23 protein-coding genes are annotated in these 21,362 nt (G+C 72.0%); 5 read left to right on the forward strand and 18 right to left on the reverse strand.

The genetic code is table 11. The features are described 5' to 3' along the window. Window positions 1-869: 869 nt before the first annotated feature. Together ACGFIQ_RS35365 and ACGFIQ_RS35370 are read left to right on the forward strand one after the other, a co-directional pair. Window positions 870-1,976: a lysylphosphatidylglycerol synthase domain-containing protein gene (locus tag ACGFIQ_RS35365; protein ID WP_393250558.1), complete on the forward strand. Its 1,107-nt coding sequence runs from the start codon at window positions 870-872 to the stop codon at window positions 1,974-1,976. 31 nt (window positions 1,977-2,007) lie between these two features. Beyond that, window positions 2,008-3,219, forward strand: coding sequence for a glycosyltransferase family 4 protein (locus ACGFIQ_RS35370; RefSeq protein WP_393250560.1), 1,212 nt, complete (start codon window positions 2,008-2,010; stop codon window positions 3,217-3,219). Window positions 3,220-3,409: 190 nt separating this feature from the next. On the opposite strand, the gene ACGFIQ_RS35375 is transcribed toward ACGFIQ_RS35370, so the two are convergent. Continuing rightward, entirely contained in the window at window positions 3,410-3,955 is a 546-nt protein-coding gene (locus ACGFIQ_RS35375; protein ID WP_357079948.1) for a hypothetical protein, read from the reverse strand. A 140-nt stretch (window positions 3,956-4,095) separates the two neighbouring features. Between ACGFIQ_RS35375 and ACGFIQ_RS35380 the strand changes: the two genes are divergently transcribed. Continuing rightward, on the forward strand, window positions 4,096-4,440 hold the full coding sequence (locus tag ACGFIQ_RS35380; protein WP_393250562.1) for a hypothetical protein: 345 nt from the start codon (window positions 4,096-4,098) through the stop codon (window positions 4,438-4,440). A gap of 8 nt (window positions 4,441-4,448) precedes the next feature. Here ACGFIQ_RS35380 and ACGFIQ_RS35385 read toward each other — a convergent pair whose 3' ends face one another. The 4 genes from ACGFIQ_RS35385 to ACGFIQ_RS35400 all read right to left on the reverse strand — a co-directional run bounded on the left by ACGFIQ_RS35385 (window position 4,449) and on the right by ACGFIQ_RS35400 (window position 7,635). Further along, window positions 4,449-4,916 (reverse strand): ribose-5-phosphate isomerase, encoded by a 468-nt coding sequence (locus tag ACGFIQ_RS35385; RefSeq protein WP_393250564.1) that lies wholly within the window; start codon window positions 4,914-4,916, stop codon window positions 4,449-4,451. Between the two features lie 88 nt (window positions 4,917-5,004). Further along, entirely contained in the window at window positions 5,005-6,204 is a 1,200-nt protein-coding gene (locus ACGFIQ_RS35390; RefSeq protein WP_393250566.1) for a DUF1015 family protein, read from the reverse strand. Window positions 6,205-6,283: 79 nt separating this feature from the next. Then, on the reverse strand, window positions 6,284-6,829 hold the full coding sequence (locus ACGFIQ_RS35395; RefSeq protein ID WP_393250568.1) for a hypothetical protein: 546 nt from the start codon (window positions 6,827-6,829) through the stop codon (window positions 6,284-6,286). A gap of 179 nt (window positions 6,830-7,008) precedes the next feature. Then, window positions 7,009-7,635, reverse strand: a complete 627-nt coding sequence (locus ACGFIQ_RS35400; RefSeq protein WP_393250570.1) for a disulfide bond formation protein DsbA — start codon at window positions 7,633-7,635, stop codon at window positions 7,009-7,011. A gap of 222 nt (window positions 7,636-7,857) precedes the next feature. Here ACGFIQ_RS35400 and pepN point away from each other — a divergent pair, with 222 nt between their 5' ends. Beyond that, window positions 7,858-10,407 carry an aminopeptidase N gene (pepN, locus tag ACGFIQ_RS35405; RefSeq protein ID WP_393250572.1) on the forward strand — a complete coding sequence of 850 codons (2,550 nt, stop codon included), beginning with the start codon at window positions 7,858-7,860 and terminating at the stop codon, window positions 10,405-10,407. 86 nt (window positions 10,408-10,493) lie between these two features. Next, window positions 10,494-11,057, forward strand: a complete 564-nt coding sequence (locus ACGFIQ_RS35410) for a Uma2 family endonuclease (protein ID WP_393250574.1) — start codon at window positions 10,494-10,496, stop codon at window positions 11,055-11,057. Between the two features lie 58 nt (window positions 11,058-11,115). On the opposite strand, the gene ACGFIQ_RS35415 is transcribed toward ACGFIQ_RS35410, so the two are convergent. The 13 genes from ACGFIQ_RS35415 to ACGFIQ_RS35475 all read right to left on the reverse strand — a co-directional run bounded on the left by ACGFIQ_RS35415 (window position 11,116) and on the right by ACGFIQ_RS35475 (window position 21,345). Then, entirely contained in the window at window positions 11,116-11,523 is a 408-nt protein-coding gene (locus tag ACGFIQ_RS35415) for a DUF5130 family protein (protein ID WP_357079924.1), read from the reverse strand. Beyond that, entirely contained in the window at window positions 11,510-11,806 is a 297-nt protein-coding gene (locus ACGFIQ_RS35420) for a hypothetical protein (protein ID WP_393250611.1), read from the reverse strand. The genes ACGFIQ_RS35415 and ACGFIQ_RS35420 overlap by 14 nt, the downstream gene beginning before the upstream one ends. Window positions 11,807-11,881: 75 nt before the next feature. Next, window positions 11,882-13,345, reverse strand: coding sequence for an amidase (locus ACGFIQ_RS35425; protein ID WP_393250576.1), 1,464 nt, complete (start codon window positions 13,343-13,345; stop codon window positions 11,882-11,884). Between the two features lie 55 nt (window positions 13,346-13,400). Then, the gene (locus ACGFIQ_RS35430) at window positions 13,401-13,829 is read right to left on the reverse strand and encodes a PIN domain-containing protein (RefSeq protein WP_393250578.1); all 429 of its coding nucleotides are present in this window, start codon (window positions 13,827-13,829) and stop codon (window positions 13,401-13,403) included. Beyond that, complete coding sequence (locus ACGFIQ_RS35435) at window positions 13,826-14,044, reverse strand: type II toxin-antitoxin system VapB family antitoxin (RefSeq protein ID WP_357079915.1); 219 nt, start codon at window positions 14,042-14,044, stop codon at window positions 13,826-13,828. Before ACGFIQ_RS35435 ends, ACGFIQ_RS35430 begins: the two co-directional genes overlap by 4 nt. 28 nt (window positions 14,045-14,072) lie before the next feature. Beyond that, a complete protein-coding gene (locus ACGFIQ_RS35440) occupies window positions 14,073-15,083 on the reverse strand; it encodes an amidohydrolase family protein (protein WP_393250581.1) in 1,011 nt (336 codons plus the stop codon). Further along, entirely contained in the window at window positions 15,083-15,607 is a 525-nt protein-coding gene (locus ACGFIQ_RS35445; RefSeq protein WP_393250583.1) for a 3-hydroxyanthranilate 3,4-dioxygenase, read from the reverse strand. The genes ACGFIQ_RS35440 and ACGFIQ_RS35445 overlap by 1 nt, the downstream gene beginning before the upstream one ends. After that, the gene (locus ACGFIQ_RS35450) at window positions 15,604-16,035 is read right to left on the reverse strand and encodes a RidA family protein (protein WP_393250585.1); all 432 of its coding nucleotides are present in this window, start codon (window positions 16,033-16,035) and stop codon (window positions 15,604-15,606) included. Before ACGFIQ_RS35450 ends, ACGFIQ_RS35445 begins: the two co-directional genes overlap by 4 nt. Window positions 16,036-16,165: 130 nt before the next feature. Further along, window positions 16,166-16,939: a 2-keto-4-pentenoate hydratase gene (locus tag ACGFIQ_RS35455; protein WP_393250587.1), complete on the reverse strand. Its 774-nt coding sequence runs from the start codon at window positions 16,937-16,939 to the stop codon at window positions 16,166-16,168. Beyond that, entirely contained in the window at window positions 16,936-18,057 is a 1,122-nt protein-coding gene (gene dmpG / locus ACGFIQ_RS35460; RefSeq protein WP_393250589.1) for a 4-hydroxy-2-oxovalerate aldolase, read from the reverse strand. The genes ACGFIQ_RS35455 and dmpG overlap by 4 nt, the downstream gene beginning before the upstream one ends. Further along, a complete protein-coding gene (locus tag ACGFIQ_RS35465) occupies window positions 18,054-19,049 on the reverse strand; it encodes an acetaldehyde dehydrogenase (acetylating) (protein WP_393250591.1) in 996 nt (331 codons plus the stop codon). The genes dmpG and ACGFIQ_RS35465 overlap by 4 nt, the downstream gene beginning before the upstream one ends. Beyond that, complete coding sequence (locus ACGFIQ_RS35470; protein WP_393250593.1) at window positions 19,046-19,843, reverse strand: 2-keto-4-pentenoate hydratase; 798 nt, start codon at window positions 19,841-19,843, stop codon at window positions 19,046-19,048. The genes ACGFIQ_RS35465 and ACGFIQ_RS35470 overlap by 4 nt, the downstream gene beginning before the upstream one ends. A gap of 20 nt (window positions 19,844-19,863) precedes the next feature. Then, window positions 19,864-21,345 carry a 2-hydroxymuconic semialdehyde dehydrogenase gene (locus tag ACGFIQ_RS35475; protein ID WP_393250613.1) on the reverse strand — a complete coding sequence of 494 codons (1,482 nt, stop codon included), beginning with the start codon at window positions 21,343-21,345 and terminating at the stop codon, window positions 19,864-19,866. Between the last annotated feature and the right edge of the window lie 17 nt (window positions 21,346-21,362).

Raw genomic sequence — 21,362 nt, forward strand, 5'->3', positions numbered from 1 at the left:
TGGACGTGGACGACATGCTGGTCCCCCAGGTGCGCCTACACGTGGGCGTCCCACCCGAAAAGGCCCCGCCCGAGTAACCCAGCAAACCCCCCCCCCCCCCCCCCCCCCCCCCCCCCCCGGGGGGGGGGGGGGGGGGGGGGGGGGGGGCCCCCCCCCCCCCCCGCGTCACGGGCCTTGAACAGGAAGACTTGTTCGCTGCGCGGCGGCGACCGGCGCCGCTGCCTGGTGTGACCAACGGGACCGCGGTGGCCCAGGCCCGGCGCTGGGCTGAAAGCGTCCGCTGCCGGGACCCGTACGTCGAGGTCGATTTCCTCCGGTCGCGAGGTACGGCGGTTTGGTGCGGTCTCCACCCCGGTGAACAGCCCACCTATTTCGTTGAGCGCTTTCCTGTTCCACCTTATCGAGGATGCCGCCGTGTCGGGGCCGGGGGGGCGCTCGACCCCTCCCTTGTCGGTAGAATCGGGATCATCGAAATTTACTCTTTTCCATGATCACCAGTTTCGCACCCGTCCCGACGACAAGTCGAATGCCGGGCGCTATCTGTGCAGGTGTGGCCACCCACACTCGCCGCTTCGTCGCTCCGCCCGGTGGGTGGGCCGCGGAATCTATTGTCATGTACCATTCCTTAGGGACTCTCATCGTCCTACTTCCGGACGTGTCCGGCGTCCACGGTGCGCCGGCGTTTTCCCTATCGCTTAACTTTGTTTGCAGAAGTGGTATTCGGTCCCCTGTTTGCGCCGCGGCGGCTCCCCGCCGGAGCAGGCTCCGAGCCGCACCGGTGTGATCGCCCGCCGCCCGCATGTCCGATCCTTGCCGTGCTCGCCCGTCGGGCCAAGGTGGTGCCAAGCCTTCCCGCCTAACCTCGACCTGTGACCCCGTCGTACGCGCGAGTGCCCCCACCTGTCGAAGCGGCCCGGCCTGCCAGACGGCCGGGCTCCTGGCGGCGCGTGCTCGGCCGGGTGCTCGTCACCGCGCTCGTGGTCGCGATGCTGGTCGGCGCGGTGGTGGCCCTTCGCGATCAGGACTGGTCCCTGGTCGGCACCCTGGCGCAGGGGCACAGCGCCGGCTGGTTCGCCCTACTGCTCGCCGCCTCCTTCCTGGTGACCTCGGTGGGACTGGTGCTCGGCCTGCTGTCCTGGCGGGCGCTGCTGGTGGACATCGGGGGCCCGGTCGGCGGCTGGGCGTCGGCGCGGATCTTCTTCGTGGCCTTCCTGAGCAAGTTCATCCCGGGCAAGCTGTGGGCGCTACCGGCGATCATCCAGATGGGTCGGATGGAACGGGTGCCGCCGGTGCGGATGGCAGCGGTCTTCCTGTTCAGCACGATCATCGTCAACCTCAGCGGACTGACCGTCGGTGCCGCAGCCGGACCGGCCGTCCTGGGTGGTCGGGCCTGGTGGCTGGTGCTGGCGGCGGTGCCGGTCCTCGCCTTCCTGCTCTTCCCCGGCCTGATCAACCAGGCCGCGGGTACGGTCGCACGCCTGCTCCGCCGTCCGTCGTCGATGCGGGTCACCGACCGGGGGATGCGTCGGGCGATCGGGGCGCAGACCGTCTCCTGGATGGTCTCCGGGCACCACGTCTGGTTGCTGGCGGTCGCGGCCGGCGCGCCGCCCGGCCGGTCGTACCTGATCTGCGTCGCGGCGTTCAGCCTCGCCACCGTGAGCGGTGTCCTCGTGGTCATCGTCCCGGACGGGGTCGGGGTGCGCGAGGCGGTCCTCGTGCTCGCACTCGCCACGGTGCTGCCGCTCCCGGTCGCGGGGGTGGTGGCGCTGGCCAGCCGGTTGATCTGCACCCTGAGCGAGATCATCGTGGGCGGGGGTTGGCTGCTCGCGGCCCACCTCGCGGTGCGCCGCCGCGCCGCCCACGCCGCCGTCGGACCCTTCACCGGCGCTGAGTCCGACCGGGTCGGCGAGACCGACCGGTTCCGTGAGTCCGACCCGATACCTCCAGCCCGACTCGGCGGTACCACCGCCCACTGACGCCGACCGTCCCTTCCGACCTGGAGCGCCGATGTCTCCTCCGGACCTGACGTCGCCAGCGGCACCAGTTCTGCTGATCACCAAGGAGTTCCACATACCACCCGACTCCGGTGCGACGCTGCGAACCGACGCGATCGCCCGGGTGCTCGCGGCAGGCGGCGCGACCGTCGTGGTGTGCCCGGATGCCGTCCATGTTCTTCCCGACGGCGCCGGGTACGAGACGATCACCGTCCACCGACCACGCCGGGCTGTCGCCGACGCGCTGCGGGATCTGCTGACACTCCCGAAATACCAGACCGTCGGCGGTGTACTGCAAAGCGGTTCCGCCCTGCTCGGCAACCTCCGGATCGCGCTGCGGCGGTTCGATCGCTTCCGGGCCTGCGTCGTCGACCACACCAACATCGCGCGCCTGGCCCGTCACCTACCGGAGACGGTCGGCCCGATCCTGGTCAGCATGCACAACGTCGAGTCCGACCTGGTTCGGCAGCGGGCCCGAAAGGTCCCCCACGCGCAGCGCCCGCTGTGGCGCGCCGAGGTGGCGCTGCTGCGGCGGATGGAGCGAATCGTCGTCCGCGATCTTCCCGTTGTGGTGACGACGGAGGCCGATCGCCGACTGCTGGCCCCCCACGGCCCACGTCGGATCATCGTCTGCACCAACGGCATCTGGCCAGAGCAGCTCACCGTCGCGCCCATCTCGAGGCCGGACCGGCTGCTCTTCCTCGCCGCCCTCGACTGGAAACCGAACGTCGACGGGCTGCGCTGGTTGCTGCTCAGCCCGGCCTGGCGCCGGCTCGTCTCCGACGTCCCGGGCATCGAACTCGTCGTCGCCGGACGGAATCCCTCGGCCGGCGTCGCGGAACTCTGCCGCAACGCACCGAATGTCTCCCTCGTGCCGAACCCGGAGACGGTACGAACGCTGATGCGGGAGGCGACCGTGGGCATCGTGCCGCTGCTGGAAGGGGGCGGATCGAGGATCAAGATCCTCGAGTACGTCGCCGGTGGCCTACGCGTCGTGTCGACGGCGGTGGGCGCCAGCGGTCTGGTCGACCTTCCACCCGGCGTCGTCGCGATCACCGGGCAGGACACCGGCTCCTTCGTCGCCGCCATCCGCCGTCAACTGCGAGACGACGGCCAGGCCGCCTCCTTCCGGGTGGACGACTTCGTCCGTGGCTATGCCTGGCCGTCGGCCCTGCGGGAACTGCGCGAACTCCTCGACACCGAGCGGCCGGTGACGGACCCTTGAGGTCAGCTGGGAAGAAAGATGGTGCGGGCGGCATCGATGTCCGCAGTCGGACCGGCCGGCCACGGATGAACCGTGGCCGGCCGGGTAAGCAGCAGCCTTGCCTGGTGGGGAGACGACCGGTGTCGCGGCGTGCCGCGACCGGGCGTACGGGCGGGCGGCGGCGAGCCGACCCGCCCGTACGCGGTCACGATCAGTTCGAGGAGATCCAGTTCCAGGCCGAGACGACCCACTCGGTCTGCTGGAGCCACGCCACGCCGAGGCCGACGAGGAACACCGCGGTCGCCAGGTGGGCACCCCGGGCGCTGCGCCGCACCCGTCCGAGCTGCCGCTCCCACACCATCCGGCCGACCAGCCGGGACAGGGCGAACAGGCCGACCGCCACCAGCAGGCTGAGCACCAGCACCAGCAGCGGACCGCTCAGGTCACCCTGACCGGAGAGCGCCCAGATCCCCCAGCACACGAACGCGAAGAGCCCGGCCGCCGCACTCCACTCACCGCCGCGACGGAGCTGCGCCATCCGCCAGCTCAGTGGCCGACGCGGGGCCGGCTCACCGGGCCAGCCGGTGCCGGTCGGCTCCTGCTCGACCACTCCGAACGGCTCGGTCCGCGGACTGCGCGGCTGGCCCACCGGAGCCACGCCCCGGCGGAACCCGTCACGCTGCGGCGGCACCCCGACGCCGGCCTGCGGTGGCACCTCCACGGTCCGCTCCGCCCACGGCTGCGTCTGGTCTGCCATCTCGTCCTCCCCCTGACCGACGGCATCACCACCGCCTGAATTCGAGGGTAACCAGCCGGCAAACCACTCGCCGACCCCGCCCGGGACACGGACCGGCACGACAGTGCCGAATCGCACGCCGGGCAGGGTACGGTCGGCTGATGGGTGACCCCGACCGACGACGGCGACGGCTGCGCCACCACCACCCCGACCCCGAGACGGCCGGTCGGAGCACCGACAGCCCGACGACCAGCACCACGGGTGTGCACGACGGTGACGACCCGCCCCCGCGCCGCCGGAACTCCGGCGGCGACGAGCGCGACGGCGAGCGGGGGCTGCGCGGGTTGGTCGGTTCCGGTTCGTCCCAGGTGGGGCTCAGCGCCGCGCTACGGGCCCGGGACGCGGCCCGACCCACCGACGACGACCTGGCCGAGGCGGAGGCCCGGGTGGTGGTCGTCCGACGCAACTGGGTGCCCCGCGAGGAGCTGCCCCGCTCGCCGCGCTGACCCCACGGTCAGGGCAGCTCGGGCAACTGCCGGGTCTTCTCGTACTCGGCCACCTGGGCGATCCGACGGGCATGCCGCTCGTTGCCGGAGAACGGCGTGTTCAGGAACGCCTCGACGATGCCGGTGGCGTCGTCCAGGGTGTGCTGACGGGCACCGATCGCGACCACGTTGGCGTCGTTGTGCTGGCGGGCGAGCTGGGCGGTCTCCACGCTCCAGGCAAGCGCCGCGCGGACCCCGGCGACCTTGTTCGCGGCGATCTGCTCACCGTTGCCGGACCCACCGATGACCACGCCGAGGCCCGTCTCGTCGGCCACCACCTGGTCGCCGGTGTGCAGGCAGAACGTCGGGTAGTCGTCGTCCGGGTCGTAACCGTGCGGGCCGACGTCGACCACGTCGTACCCCTGCTTGGCCAGGTGGTTGGCCAGGTGCACCTTCAACTCGAAACCGGCATGATCGGATCCCAGGTAGACGCGCATACCGCGCAGTCTCTCAGGCCGCGCTCTCCGACGTCGCGCGGGCGGCGTCGGAGAGCCGGGTTCGTCACACGGTCGGGTGCGCGACCGCTCAGCGTGGCAGCTCCGCGACGACCAGACCGCCGCGCGCCTTCGGAGTGAACCAGGTGCTCTTGCGCGGCATCTTCTCCCGGGCCAGGTTCACCGCGACGAAGTCCGCCACCGTCACCGGGGCGATCAGGATCGCCAGCTCGGCCCGCCCGGCGTCGACCTCACCGGTGAGCCAGCTCGCCGGGTAGTCGCCGCCGACGTAGGTGATCCGCTTGTCGCCCGGGTCCAGACCGAGCGCGTCGCGCAGCAGCAGCCGCTCGACGAGCGCGTGGTCCAGGTTTTCCAGGTCGCCTGCGGCCGTGGCGGGCAGGCGTACCGCGTACCCCTGGTCGCCGAGGCGGAGGTGCACGGTGCCGCCGGCCGCCGGGACCTCGACCGGGCCGTCGATCGGCGTGACCTCGGCGCCCGCCGCCCGCAGCCGGTCGAGCAGCTCGGCCGGCGTGGTGGTCAGCTCGCTGACCAGCCGGTTGTAGGGCTGGATGGCCACCGACGCGGGCGTGGTGACCACGGCCAGGAAGCGCGGCAGCCCGCCGGTCTGGGCGGCCAGGCTGCGGTGGTTACCGTCGGCGACGACCAGCTCCCCGCCACCGGCGAGGTCGGTCAGCGTGGTCTGCTCCGGGCCGGGGCCGAGCAACCAGATGGCGTGCGTGCGGCCCGCCTGGTCGGTGTCCGTCGCGGCGGGCGCACCGGCCGACTCGGTCGCCGCCGCGAGGGCGGCGTGCAGCTCGTCACCCCGGCCGGTCTGGAGCAGGAGCACGGGGGAGAGCAGGTGACCCAGCGCCTCGGCCAGCGCCACCCGCTCGCGCACCTTGGCGATGAAGACGTCCTCGTTGCGGATGACCAGGCCCGGCTCGTCGGCCCGGGTGGAGATCTGGTCGGTGTCCACCATCGCGAACAGCCCGTACGCCGGCTCCTCACCGGGCGCGCTGATCCGGTAGAGCACCACCACCTGCTCGGCGGGGGTGTAACTGCCGTCGGCCTTCGCCTCGGCGAGGCGGGCCGCCGCGGCCGGCAGCGCGTCGAGGAACGACGTGCCCAGGCTCTGCGGGGCACGATGCGGCATCTCGATGCCGAGAGCACTGTGCGGGTTCGCCTCGATGATCGCGGTGATCTCCGCGTCGTCGGCGAACTCGTCGTAGTTTTGCGCGCCGGTGCCACCAGTGGTGACCCACGCCCGGGAGATCGGATGCACGACCGTCATGCCCACTGACGCTACCGGCGGCGGTGTCGCCACCGACGGGGACCCACGCCGGGTCCACCAGATGAAAGTGCCGAGCCGGTCAGCTGGCGCGGTCGGACGCGCCCCGCCGGTGCCGGCCCGCCGCCGGTCCGGCGTTGCCCCGTCGACCGGCCGCGGCCGGCCCGGTGTTCACGGCGCGGCGAGGTGACGCGGGCGGCCCCGGCACCGGGCGATCGGGCGGCGGCGCCGGGACGGGTCGCGGGCTCAGCGGCGGCGTCGGCACCGGACGCGGGGCGGCCGGGGCCGGGGGCGGCGGCGCGGGCTCGGCCGGCGCGGCAGCCGACGGAAGGACCGGAACCGACGCCACGGCGGGAGCCGGTACGGGCTCGGTCACCGCGACGACCGGCGGCGCGGGATCGGCGAGCAGCGGTGCCACGGGGACTACCGGGGTCAGCCGGGAGGTCACCGGCACCCGGGCCACGCCGACCACGATGGGCGAGGCGAGCAGGTCCGCCACATGGGCGGGAAGGTCGGGGCGGACCGCCGGCCAGCGGGAGTCGTCGACCGACCAGTAGGCCGCGCCGGGTGTCTCGATCACCCCCGGCCGGGTCAGCTGATCGTCACCGGACGCGCGGTGCTTGGCCATCGGGATTGCCTCCACGAACTGCGGGTCGCTGCGGCGGACATGCAGGCCAACGAGCCCGGCGGTCCCCGGTGACGGGGCAGAGGCCGCCGACCCGCGACACGCCGACCGGGCGCGTACGCCGTCGGGCAGCGCTCCCCTGCCGACGTCCGGCGTTGACAGGGGAGCCACGCGCGCGTCTCTCAGTCGAAGATCGGGTCCTGCTCGCGGGTGCGCTTGAGCTCGTAGAAGCCCGGGGTGCCGGCGACCAGCAGCACACCGTCCCAGAGCCGACCGGCGGCCTCCCCCTTCGGGGCCGGGGTGATCACCGGGCCGAAGAACGCGACAGGGCTGCCGTCCGGGCCGGGCGCGTGCACGACGGGCGTGCCGACGTCCTGCCCGACCGGGCGCATACCGGCCTCGTGGCTGGCCCGCAGCGCCTCGTCGTAGTCGGTGCTCTCGGCGGCCGCGGCCAGCGCCGGGTCCAGGCCGGCGTCGGTCAACGCGGCGACGTAGAGCTCGTGGCGCCGCTCCTCCTTGCCCAGGTGGATCCGGGTGCCGAGCGCGGTGTAGAGCGGGCGCAGGGCTTCGTTGCCGTACCGCTGCTCGGCGGCGATGCAGACCCGCACCGGGCCCCAGGCGGTCCTCAGGAACTCCTTGTAATCCTCGGACAGCTCGTCCCGGCCATCGTTGAGCACGGACAGGCTCATCACGTGGAAGCGGATGTCCACGTCCCGGATCTGCTCGACCTCGAGCAGCCAACGGGAGGTGATCCACGCCCACGGGCAGGCCGGGTCGAACCACATGTCGGCGGTGACACGTTCGGTCACGGTGAGATCCCTTCGCGACGGGTGGCGCCGGCGGCGGTCGGCGTCTCGGGAGAATCTTCACCCCGCAGCGCATCGACCGGCACCCGGATGAGAGCGTGACCTCGGCCACCGCGGGCTGCCCGTACATGGAAGACTCGAATGGGCCAGCCGTCACGAGCGGTAGGCGAACGGGCGCCGCCGGGCGTACGGCGACATGTGGGATGGAGACAAACAGTGCCGGGAGTGCGCAACCTGACGCAGGTCGAGGCGACCGAGCGGGCCCGCCTGCTCAACGTGACGGGGTATGACATCAGTCTGGACCTGTCCACCGCCGTGCTGGCGGCCGACGGCCGCACGTTCCGGTCGACGACCGAGGTCCGGTTCCGCTGCTCCGAACCGGGTGCGAGCACCTTCATCGAGTTGGCCGCCGAGTCGGTGCGGTCCGCGACGCTCAACGGCGCGCCTGTCGACCTCTCCGACTGGTCCGCCGAGAAGGGGTTGGTCCTGTCCGGCTTGGACAGCGACAACACCCTGGTGGTCGACGCCGACTTCGCTTTCTCCAACAGTGGGCAGGGCCTGCACCGCACGGTCGACCCGGTGGACGGCGAGACCTACCTCTACAGCCAGTTCGAGACCGCCGACGCGCAGCGGGTGTTCGCCTGCTTCGACCAGCCCGACCTGAAGAGCGTCTACACCTGGCACGCCACCGTGCCGGCGCACTGGCGGGCCGTGTCCAACATGCCGGTGCAGCGCGAGGAGCCGGCGGGTGAGTCGCTCAAGACGCTGCACTTCACCGAGTCGCCCCGGATGAGCACCTACATCACGGCGATGTGCGCCGGGCCGTACCACGAGGTGCGCGACAGCCACGACGGCATCGACCTCGGATACTTCTGCCGCGCGAGCATGGCCGCCCATCTCGACGCCGAGGATCTCAACCTGATCACCAAGCAGGGCTTCGACTTCTTCCACGAGAAGTTCGGCGTGCGCTACCCGCTGCCGAAGTACGACCAGCTCTGGGTGCCCGACTTCAACGCCGGCGCGATGGAGAATTTCGGCTGTGTGACGCACGCCGAGTCGCACTACCTGTTCCGTTCGCAGGTCACCGACTTCGAGTACGAGCAGCGGGCCAACACGATCCTGCACGAGCTGGCCCACATGTGGTTCGGTGACCTGGTCACCATGCGCTGGTGGAACGACCTGTGGCTGAACGAGTCGTTCGCCGAGTGGGCCAGCCACTGGTGCAACACCAACGCCACCCGGTTCACCGAGGCGTGGACGACGTTCCTGTCCATCCGCAAGAACTGGGGCTACCGGCAGGACCAGCTCTCCTCCACCCACCCGGTCTACACCGAGATGCCGGACATGGAGGCCGTCGAGGTCAACTTCGACGGCATCACCTACGCCAAGGGCGCGAGCGTGCTCAAGCAGCTCGTCGCGTACGTGGGTGAGGAGCCGTTCGTGGCCGGGCTGCGGGCCTACTTCGGCAAGCACGCCTGGGGCAACGCCACCTTCGACGACCTGCTCACCGAGTTGGAGGCCGCGTCCGGCCGGGAGCTGCGCAAGTTCGCCGCGCAGTGGCTGGAGACCGCGCAGGTCAACACGCTGCGGCCGGAGGTGACGATCGGCGCGGACGGCACGTACGAGCAGGTGGTGGTGCGGCAGGAGGCGCCGACGGCGTACCCGACGCTGCGCACGCACCGGATCGGTGTGGGCCTGTACGACCTGACCGACGGGCGGCTGGTGCGCCGCGAGCGGCACGAGGTGGACGTGACAGGCGAGCGGACCGACCTCGCCGAGCTGCGCGGTGTCCGGGCCGCCGACGTGCTGCTGCTCAACGACGACGACCTGAGCTACACCAAGCTGCGCCTCGACGACCGTTCGATGGCGACGGTGGTGCAGCACATCGGTGGCTTCGAGTCGTCGCTGGCGCGGGCACTGTGCTGGACCGCCGCGTGGGACATGATCCGCGACGCGGAGCTGTCCGCCCGCGACTACGTGGCGCTCACGCTGAGCGGGCTGCCCGCCGAGACCGACATCAACCTGGTCACCGCCACCCTGCGGCAGGCGACCACCGCGCTCACCCTCTACGCCGACCCGGCCTGGGCGCCGACCGGCTGGGCCGACCTGGCCCGTACCGCCCGGGACGCGCTCGCCAACGCGGAGCCCGGCAGCGGCTTCCAGCTCGCCTGGGCCCGTGCGTTCACCTCGGCGGCCCGCTCCGAGGAGGACCTGGCCACGCTGCGCGGCTGGCTGGACGGCACCGGTGCGCCGGCCGGGCTGACCGTGGACACCGAGCTGCGCTGGTCGGTGCTCGCCGCGCTGGTGGCCAACGGCGCGGCCGGTGCCGCCGAGATCGAAGCCGAACTGGCCGGTGACCGCACCGCCAGCGGCGAGCGGGAAGCGGCGTACGCGCACGCACTGGTGCCGACGGCAGACAACAAGGCGGCCGTCTGGGCGTTGCTGACCGGCCCGGACGCCCTGCCCAACTGGCGGCACCGGGCGCTGTTGCAGGGCCTCGCCCACCCGGCGCAGGTGGACCTGGTCGCGCCCTACCGGGAGCGGTACTTCGCGGCGGTCAGCCAGGTGTGGGCCACCCGGGACAGCGAGCCCGCGCAGGAGTTCGCGCAACTGGCGTACCCGACCTACCTGGTGGAGGACGACACGGTCGCGGCCACCGACGCGTGGCTGGCCGGTGACGGGCACCCCGGCCCGCTGCGCCGACTGGTGGCCGAGGGCCGCGACGGCGTCGTGCGGGCGCTCAGGGCCCGCGCGAAGGACGCCCAGCAGAGCTGACTGGTAGGGAGCACGCGGCCCGGGCCGGCGTGGGTGCGAGCCCATGCCGGCCCGCGCCATTATGGTTGCGAAAGGAGGTAGACGTGATGGCTCAGCCGACCGACGAGTGGCGGCCCCCCGCGCGCGCGTGGCGCGAGCAGGACCTGTTCAACCTTCCCGAGGATGGGAACCGCTACGAGATCATCGACGGGAGCCTGCACGTGACCCCCCCACCGGGTTTCGGCCACCAGGAATTGGCGGATGAACTTCGGGCAGCCCTACGAGCGGCGGCACCAACCGGATGGCGGGTTATCCGGGAGGCGGGGCTTCGCGCGGTCGAGGGCAACCTCATCCCAGATGTCACGGTGCTGAAGCCGACGGCCCCCGCGGACGGCACCTGGGTCGAAGCAGCGGACGTGGCGCTTGTCGTCGAGGTGGAGTCACCGAGCAGCCGTCGGTATGACCGGTTCACCAAGCCTGCGCTCTACGCCGAGGCTGGCATTCCCGCATACTGGCGGGTCGAGCGCGGCGACTTCGGCCCCGTGATCTATCGCTACGAGCTGGTTAAGGGCGTTCACTACAACCTGCTCGGCACGGTCGGCCCGGACGACCCGGTGCGGATCGACGAGCCGTGGCCGATGCGCCTCGATCCGTCCGCCTGGCCCCGCTGACACGGGAAAGCCCGGCCCGCTGGTTACGCGGACCGGGCTTCGTCGTCGGTGGGAGGGCTCAGCCCTTGCCGGCGTGGCTGGCGAGCTGGTCGAGGCCGTTGATGATGCCGCCGGCCAGGTCGCCGCCGCTGAACGCGCCCGCCATGGAGAGCGCGGCCAGTTTGGCGTACGTGTCGGGGATGCGCTTGCGCGCGTACCGCCCCGTGATGATCTCCAACTGGCGCTGGTTGGGCGACACGGCGATCAGCACCGACTTGTCGGGGTCGGCGAGCTGACGGTGCAGCCGCTGGGCGTGCTCACGGATCGGCTCGTCGAGACCGCCGACGAAGACCGAGAAGACCAGCCCGGTGCCCTTGTCGGCCAGGCGCAGCGCCTCGTCGATGCGCAGCAGCTGGCGGGTCGAGAAGGGCCCGTCCAGCACCTCGGGCGGATTTCCCGACCCGGCCTGCTTCTCACCAACTGTCACTTGCGCCTCCGGTTCCACCGGCCGGCGCCTCGACGCTGGCCTGCTCGAGCTTGTGGCTGGTCAACGCGGGCGCCTGCGCCCCTGCTTCCAGCGCGGTGCCGGCCGAGTCGGCCAGCTGCTCCGGGCGGCCCAGGAACCAGACCGGAGTGAAGTCGAAGGGCCGGCCCGGCCGGTAGCGCTTGGCGCCACCGCCACCGCCGGTTGCACCACCGTGGCTACCGGCGTACGACAGGCCGGCGATGACCAGCACCGCGGCCAACGGGATGCCGACGAAGACCAGCAACGTCTCGGTAACAGACAATCCCAACGCCCCCAGGCGGAAGAAGGACGACCTCGAACAACCGGGCCGGATGGACGATCATGATGTCGACCGCCCGACGCCGTCACCATTCACGTTAGCGGAGTCGACGGCCCGCCAGATTGCGGGGTGCCGATCCCATCCGCAACTGGAGTGTTCCAGTTGCGCAGCCGTCGCGATGAGCCGCGTGTCGTCGCCGTACCGGCCCGTGAGCAGCACCCCGACGGGCAGGCCGTCGGTCGTGGTGCCCAGCGGCAGGGAGACGCTGGGATCGCCTGTGACGTTGAAGATGGCGCAGTAGGGCGAGAAGCGGCGTTGCCTGTCGAAGTCGGCCGCCGGGTCACCATCGGCGGTGAACCAGCCGACTGGTGCCTGCGGGGCGGCCAGGGTGGGACAGAGCAGCAGGTCGCATCCGGCGGTGCGCCGGGCACCGAGACGGACCTGCGCCTGCAACTCCCCGAGAGTGGCGGCCAGGGTGCCGGCGGAGATCTCGGCGCCCCGGGCCCGCAGCCACCGGGTCAGCGGCAGCAGCTCCGCCTCCCGCTGTGGCGGCACCGGGGTGAGCGCCAGCACGTACCAGAGGATCTCGAACAGCGGCCACGCCGCCGGCCCGAGTGGCGGTGTCACCTCGACCACCTCGTGCCCGGCCGCGGTGAGCAGCGCGGCGGCCCGGTCCACGGCGGCCACGCAGTCGGGGTGCACCGGCTCGTCGGCGAGCATCGGCGTGGTGAACCGGCCGATCCGCAGCCGGCCGGGCTCGGCGTGGCGCGCGGCGGCCAGGTAGCCGCCCGGCGGCGCGGTCGGCGGCAGGTAGGGCTCGCCGGGGACCGGCACGGCCATGACGTCGAGCAGAGCGGCGACATCGGTGACGGTCCGCCCGAGCGGGCCGCTGGTGGGCAGGCCGAACGCGCCGAAGCCGAGCGGCCCACCGGAGACCAGGCCACGGCTGGGCTTGTAGCCGACGAGGCCGCAGAGCGACGCCGGGATGCGCAGGGAGCCGCCGCCGTCGGAGCCCTGGGCGACCGGGACCAGGCCGGCCGCGACCGCCGCCGCCGCGCCACCGCTGGACCCACCGGCGGTGTACGCCAGTTGCCACGGGTTGCGGGCCGGGGGCGCGACCCGGCCCTCGGAGTAGAGCGAGGAGCCCAACTCGGAGGTGGTCGTCTTGCCGAGGCTGACCAGGCCGGCGGCCTTGATGAACCGGACCACGTCGGCGTCGACCGGCGGGACGAAGTCGACGAACGCGGCCGAGCCGAAGGTGGTGCGGACCTCGGCGGTGAGCGTCAGGTCCTTGATCGCGGTCGGCACACCGTGCAGCGGGCCGCGCGCCTCGGTCGGCACGGCGTCGGCGGCGCGGGCTGCCTGCCGGGCCAGCTCGGGTGTGACGGTGACGAACGCGCCCACGGTGTCGCCGAGCGCCGCCACCCGGCGCAGAGCGTGCTCGACCAGGTCGACGCTGGACAGCTCGCCTTGGGCGATCGCGGCGGCCTGCTCCAACGCGGTCAGGTCGTGCATTTCGGCCATCCCGTCATCCTGCCGCTCTTGACCGGCCGGCGGCCTCCGACACGACGTCCTCGGATCAGCTGAGCGAGCCCGCGGGCGCCACCCACTCACTGCGCGGCCCACCGACGTCACTGATCAGGTCGAAGTCCCGGTCGTAGTGCAGGACGATCGCGGAGTATTCGGCAGCGGCGGCAGCAACCAGGACGTCAACCGGGCTGGCGGCGCGGTGGTGACCGCGTGCCGTCAGCGCCAGTTGCAGATCGCGCGCCCTGGTCGCCACGGCCTGAGTGATCGGAAGGTCGATCATCAGCTCGGCGCGGCGCGCACGTATCGTCATGGCGTCCCGGAAGTCGCGGGCGCTCCGCCCGTCTTCGAGGTCGAGCGGCACGCAGGTCGCCGCGAGCTGTTCCCCGAGGATGGTCATGATCCGCTTGCCGGCGATCGGCTGACGGACGCGACTCCAGGCCGACGTGTCAATGAGGTAGAGCCCAACCGGCAGGTTCACGCGGCGTCCTGTTCCCCGCGCGGTGTCTTGTCGTCCTCGAGCAGGCCGGTCCAATCCCGGTTGATCGAAATCAGCTCCCGGATGGCCTCCATCCGCTCGCTGCGCTCCGCGACGAGCCGCAGCGCGGCATGGATCGTGTCCTTCTTGCTCTTGGTGCCGAGCTCAAGGCGGGCCCGGTCGAGCAGTTCATCGTCAAGATCGATAACGGTCTTCATGCGCCGAGTATATCCGCGAAGGCTTTCGTTATATAGCCGACTCGCCGAGGAAGCGCAGGGCGTTGGCCGAGAGCAGCTTGTCGCGCTGGTTGTCGGTGAGGAAGTCGGCGTCGTGGACCACCGCGCCGGCCGGGCGTTCGCCCAACGGGTACGGGTAGTCGCTGCCGACCAGCACCCGGTCCTCCCCCAGCGTGTCGACGAGCAGCCGCAGCGCGGGCGGCGCGAAGACCACCGAGTCGACGCTGAACCTGTCGACGTAGCTGCTGGGCGGGGCGGCGGACGCGCCACGGACCAGGTCGCCACGGCGGTGCCAGGCGTTGTCGGCGCGACCGAGCCAGAACGGGAAGCTGCCGCCACCGTGCGCGAAGCAGATCCGCAGTGTCTCCGGCACCCGGTCGAAGACGCCACCCAGGATCATCGCCAGCACCGACAGGTGCGTCTCGGCGGGCATCCCGGTGAGCCACCGGGCCATCCACCGGTCCAGGCGCGGACCGCCCGGCATGTCCCACGGGTGGACGAAGACGGGCGCGCCCACCTCGGCGCAGTGTTGCAGGAAGGTGACCACCCCGGCGTCGTCCAGGTCCCGGTCGCCGACATGGTTGCCGATCTCCACGCCGACGTGCCCGGCGGCCAGGCTGCGATCCAACTCGGCGCAGGCGGCGTCCGGGTCCTGGAGCGGCACCTGGCAGAACGGCACCAGTCGGTCGCCCCCGGCCGCGGTGACCTCCAGGGTCAGGTCGTTGAAGATCCGCGCGACCTTCACCGCCTGGTCGGCCGGGCGGTCGTAGCTGAAGAAGACAGGCGTCGGCGAGACCACCTGCACGTCCACGCCGTCGGCGTCCATGTCGGCCAGCCGGCGCGACGCGTCCCAACACTCGGCGCCGACCGGGCGGAACTCCGACTCCCCCACCATGATCATGGCGGCGCGTTCGGAGTCGACCCGCAACCAGGGCCAACCGGACCCGCCGCACGCCGCGCCGAGGTCCGGCCACCCCTTCGGTACGACGTGCGTGTGCACGTCCACCACACCTGCGGGCATCAGCCCTTGCCCGGGTGCAGGGTGCCGCAGTTGGCGCAGGTGCGGGCGGCCTCGTCGGCGTAGAACGCCTGGAACACCGGCGGCAGGTCGGCCGCGATGTCGCGGACCTGCAACTCCACCTCGTGCACCTTGTTTCCGCACTCGGGGCAGTACCACTGGAAGGTCTCCAGGGTGCCCTCCTCGCGGACCCGCTCCACGACCATGCCGATCGAGCCGGCCTCCGGGCGCTGCGGCGAGTGCGGGGTGTTGCGCGGCAACATCCACATCTGGCCCTCGCGCACGTGCACCGTACGCGGCCCCTCCGGGGTCATCAGGTTGATGTGCATGTTGCCCTTGACCTGGTAGAAGAACTCCTCGTACGGGTCCACGTGGAAGTCGGTGCGCTGGTTGGGCCCGCCCACCACCATCACGATGAAGTCGTCCCCGCCGGGGAACATCTCCTTGTTGCCCACCGGTGGCTTCAACAGGTGCTGGTTGTCCGCGATCCAGCCCGGAAAGCTGAACGGCTCGGCGATCTCACTCACGACTGACCTCCGGAGGGGAGAAGGGCCACGGCCTGGATTTCGATGAGCAGGTGCGGGTGCGGCAACTGGTGCACCGCCACCGTCGTGCGGGTCGGCCCGGACGCGTCGAAGAACTCCGCCCACACCTCGTTGTAACCACCGAAGTCGTTCATGTTGACCAGGTAGGTGCTCACCTGCACGAGGTCGCCGAGGTCCGCGCCGACCGACCGCAGCAGGTCCCGCACGTTCTCGATGACCGCCCGCGTCTGCACCCGGATGTCGAGGTTCGTCGTACCGAACTCGTCGACCGACACACCGGCGAACGTGTTGTCCGCCCGCCGCGACGACGTACCGGAAACGAAGACGAACCCACCCGCCACCTTGACGTGCGGAAAAGCCCCCCGCGGGACAGCCTTGCCCGGGACAACCCGAGCACCAGCCCCACTCATGACCCACCCCCACCCGGCACGGCAACGCGAACCCCAACCAGGTCAGGGGTTCCGGGCAGCCCGACCAGCGCAGGGATCAAGCCTGACCGCCCGGAGCCGGTCGGGCTGCCCGGAACCCCCACGGCCGCGCTCACGAGGACACCCGCAAAGACGCCGTGCCCAGCTTCTCCACGACCGCACGGACATGGGCACCGGGACGCAGCGGCACAGCCGCGGTCGCGGCACCGGCCAGGAAGACCCAGCCGGATTCCAGCCGCACCCCGTGCCGGCCGGCCAGCCGGATGCCCTCGTCGAGCGCCCGGCGCGGATCGCCGAGGATCGCCGCCGTCGAGCCGACCTGCGCCACCCGACCGTCGACCTCCAGCAGCACGCCCAGGTTGTCCAACCCGTCGGGCACCGGCGACCACGGCCCGATCACGAACGCGGCGGCCGAGGTGTTGTCGGCGATCACGTCCGGCAGCGAGAAGCGGAAGTCCGCGTACCGGGAGTCGATCAACTCGATGGCCGGGGCGACCGCGCGGACCGCGTCGGCGAAGTCGCCGACCGGCTCACCCGGCTCGGGCAGGCGGTCCAGCAGGAACGCCACCTCCGGCTCGACCCGGGGATGGATGTACGCGGCCGGGTCGACAACGCCACCGTCGGGCACCCGCATCGCGTTGGTGAGCCGCCCCCAGATCACCTCGTCCACGCCGACCTGGGCCATCTTCGCCCGGCTGGTCAGCCCCATCTTCAGCCCGACCAGCCGCTCACCGCGGTCCAGCCGGCGCTGCACCAGCGCGGCCTGCACGCCGTACGCGGTGTCCACGTCGAGGCCGGTCTCGGCGGCGAGCTGCGGGATCGCGGTGGCCGTGTCGGCCGCCGCGCCCAGCTTGTCGGCGATCCCGACGATGTCTACGCCGATCATGCTGCGCCACCCTTCGTTCGCGACTGCGGGGCTCGCAAACCCGGCTCACTCCTCACGCTCACGGCCTCCTGGCCGGCCAGGTCGAGTGCCACGTCCACGATCATGTCCTCCTGGCCGCCGACCATCCGGCGTCGGCCCAGCTCGACCAGGATCGACCGGACGTCCACGCCGTACTTCGCGGAGGCCCGTTCGGCGTGCCGCAGGAAGCTGGAGTAGACCCCGGCGTACCCCAGGGAGAGCGTTTCCCGGTCCACCTGGACCGGCCGGTCCTGCAACGGACGGACGATGTCGTCGGCGGCGTCCATCAGCGCGAACACGTCGCAGCCGTGCTTCCAGCCGTGCAGCTCGGCGACCGCGACGAAGACCTCCAGCGGTGCGTTGCCGGCTCCCGCGCCCATGCCGGCGAGGGAGGCGTCGACGCGGACGGTCCGGCCGTGGGGTGCGTCCGGGCCGACCGGCGCGGACCCGGTGACCCGGCCGTGTTCGACGGCGAGCACGCTGTTGGCCACCCCGAGGGACAGGTTGTGGTGCGCGTGGATGCCGATCTGCGTGTCCGGTGCCAGCACCTGCCGGTACGCGTCGACCCGCTGCGCCACGTCGGACATGAGCAGTCGCCCGCCGGAGTCGGTGACGTAGACGCAGTGCGCCCCGTACGACTCCATGAGCTTGGCCTGCCCGGCCAGCCCGGCCGGATCGTTCATGTGCGACATCATCAGGAACCCGGCCACGTCCATGCCGTTCTCCCGGGCCCAGGAGATGTGCTGGGCGGAGATGTCCGCCTCGGTGCAGTGGGTGGCGACGCGGACACTTGTCACCCCGAGCGCCTTCGCCGCCCTCAGGTCGGCGATGGTGCCGATGCCGGGCAGCAGCAGGGTGGTCAGCTTCGCCGTGGTGAGCACCTCGGCGGCGGCGGAGATCCACTCGGCGTCGCTGGCGGCGCCGTGGCCGTAGTTGACGCTGGACCCGGCGAGCCCGTCGCCGTGCGCCACCTCGATGGCGGCCACCCCGGCGGCGTCCAGCGCGGCGGCGATGGTGCGCACCTGCTCGACGGTGTACCGGTGGGCGATGGCGTGCATGCCGTCGCGCAACGTGACGTCCTGGATGTACAGGTCGGTCATGACGCGGCCACCTCCGAGGAACGCAGGGCCACCAGCCGCTCGGCGGTGCGCAGCGCGGCGGAGGTCATGATGTCCAGGTTGCCGGCGTACGCCGGCAGGTAGTGCCCGGCTCCGGAGACCTCCAGGAAGACCGACACCTGCAACGCGGTGAGCTGCCGCCCGAGCGTCGGCAGGTACGCCCGCACCCGGTCGAACTGCACGTCCTGCTTGAGGCGGTAGCCGGGGACGTACTCCTGGACCGTCGCCACCATGTCCGCCACCGAGGCGGCGATGGCGGCGCGGTCGGCGTCGGCGTCGGGGCAGAGGCAGTAGACGGTGTCGCGCATCAGCAGCGGCGGGTCCGCCGGGTTCAGCACGATGATCGCCTTGCCCCGCTCCGCGCCGCCGACCACCTCGATGGCCCGTGCCGTGGTCTCGGTGAACTCGTCGATGTTGGCCCGGGTGCCCGGCCCGGCCGAGCGGGAGGCGATGGACGCGACGATCTCCCCGTACGCCACCGGGGTGACCCGGCGGACGGCGGCGACGATCGGCACGGTGGCCTGCCCGCCGCAGGTCACCATGTTGACGTTGCGCTCGTGCAGGTGCTCGTCGAGGTTGACCGGCGGCACCACGTACGGGCCGAGCGCGGCCGGGGTCAGGTCGACGACGGTGCGGCCGTGTGCGCGCAGCACCTCGTCGTGGCGTCGGTGCGCGCCGGCCGAGGTGGCGTCGAAGACCAGCTCGACGTCGGCGAACTCGGGCATCGCGACCAGGCCGTCCACGCCGTCGGCGGTGGTGGCCACGCCGAGCCGGCGAGCGCGGGCCAGACCGTCGGAGGCCGGGTCGATGCCGGCCATCGCCACCATCGTCAGGCTTGCCGGGGAGCGCGAGGAACGCAGCGAAGCGGAGTCCCGCAGTCGCGACCCATCAGCAGCACTGCTCAGCCGCAACACCTTGATCATCAGGTCGGTGCCGATGTTTCCGGAACCGAGCACCGCCACGCCGACGCTCACGCTGACTCCCCTCGGGTGAAGGCCGTGCGCACCGAGCCGAGCCCGGAGATTCGCGCCTCGTACGCGGCTCCCGGGGTGACCGGCACCATCGGGCCGAGCGCCCCGGAGAGCACCACGTCCCCGGCGCGCAGCGGGTCACCGGCGCGGGCGAGTGTGCCGGCCAGCCAGCGCAGGGCGTGCAGCGGGTTGCCCAGGCAGGCCGCGCCCGCACCCACCGAGACCGGCTCACCGGCGTGTTCCAGCACCATTCCGCACAGTCGCAGGTCGACGTCGGCGAGTCGGCGCGGCGTGGTGCCGAGCACGAAGAGCCCGCTGGAGGCGTTGTCCGCGATGGTGTCCACGATGGAGATGTCCCAGGCCGCGATCCGCGAGTCGACGATCTCGATGGCCGGCAGCACGTGGTCGACCGCGCGGATCAAATCGACAGTGGTGAGCTGCGGGTCGGCGAGATCCTTGTCGAGCACGAACGCGATCTCCGCCTCGACCCGCGGTTGGAGCAGCCTGTCGATCGGCACCTCGACTCCGTCGTCGACCGCCATGGCGTCGGTCAGCATGCCGAAGTCGGGCTGGAACACCCCGAAGGTCTCCTGCACCGCCCGGGAGGTCAGCCCGATCTTCGCGCCGACCCGGCGTTCGCCGCGGCCCTGCCAGGCCCGCGCCTGGAGCTGCTGCACACGGTACGCGGACTCGACGTCGCCCTCCGGCAGCAGCCGACCCCGCAGTGGCGGGCACGGTTTGCCGGTGCTGCGGGCGTCGGCCAGCTCCCGGTTGGCGGCCTCGATGTCAGCTTCCATGCCCGCTCCCTCGCCACGGCTCACGACAGGTCCACGCAGACGTTCGTCAGCTCGGAGTAGAAGTTCAACGAGTGCACGCCACCCTCCCGGCCGATGCCGGACGCCTTCACCCCGCCGAACGGGGTGCGCAGGTCACGCAGGAACCACGTGTTGACCCAGACGATGCCGGCGTCCAGCCGGGCACCGGCCCGGTGCGCGACGCCCACGTCCCGGGTCCACACGGTCGCCGCGAGGCCGTACTCGGTGCCGTTGGCCAGGGCGTACGCCTCGTCCTCGGTGTCGAACGGTGCCACGTGCACCACCGGGCCGAAGATCTCCTCCCGGTTGGTGCGGGCGTCCGGGCCGAGCCCGGTGAGCACTGTCGGCTGCACGTACGACCCGCCGTCGCGGGCGTCGCCGAAGGTGGGCGTGCCGCCGCCGGTCAACACCTCGGCGCCCTCGGCGCGGGCCAGCTCGTACGCGCCGAGCACCTTCGCCCGGTGCGCATGCGAGATCAGCGGCATGGTGGCGGTGGCCTCGTCGGTCGGCCACCCGTACGCCAGCTCGCCGGCCCGCTTCGCGAGCCGGGCGGTGAACTCCTCGAAGACCGGGCGCTGCACGTAGATGCGTTCGGTGCAGAGGCACACCTGCCCGCCGTTGGTGAAGCTGGACCGCATCGACCCGGCCACCGCGGCGTCCAGGTCGGCGTCGGCGAAGACCAGGCCGGCGTTCTTGCCGCCCAGCTCGAAGCTGACCGCCTTCACCCCGTCGGCGGCGGCCCGCATGATCGCGCCCCCGGTGGCCGACTCGCCGGTGAAGGTGATCGCGTCGACGCCCGGGTGCCGGGTGAGGAACTCGCCGGCCGAGTCCGGCCCGAACCCGTGCACCAGGTTGAACACCCCGGCCGGTACGCCGGCGGCGGCCATCACCTCGGCGAGCAGCGTCGCCGAGGCGGGTGTCTCCTCGCTGGGCTTGACCACGACGGCGTTGCCGCAGGCCAGGGCCGGGGCGACCTTCCAGGTGAGCAGCAGCAGCGGCAGGTTCCACGGCACGATGACCGCGACCACGCCGACCGGCTTGCGCAGCGCGTAGTTCAGCGCCCGGCCGCCGGTCGGGGTGACGGTGGTGAACGACTCGGTGGGGGCGGTCGCCACGATCTCGGCGAAGGCCCGGAAGTTCGCCGCGCCGCGCGGAATGTCCAACGTGCGGGCCTGGGCGATGGATTTGCCGGTGTCGGCGACCTCGGCGGTGACCAGGTCGTCGAAGCGGCGCTCCAACTCGTCGGCGACGCGGCGCAGCACCTCGGCGCGCTCACGCTCCCCCATCCGGCCCCACGGCCCCCGAAGTGCGGCCCGGGCGGCGGCCACCGCGTCGTCCACCGTGGACTCCGACGCCTCGGCCACCTCGAAGACCTGCTCCCCGGTCACCGGGCTGGCCTTGGGAAACGTCGGCCCGCCGTCGACGAACTCGCCGCCGACGAAGTTGCGCAACCGCTGCGGGCCGGCCGGCGCGTGACCGGCCATCAGTCGCGGATCCCAGT

This window comes from Micromonospora sp. NPDC048898, from assembly GCF_043198035.1.
GTDB lineage: Bacteria > Actinomycetota > Actinomycetes > Mycobacteriales > Micromonosporaceae > Micromonospora.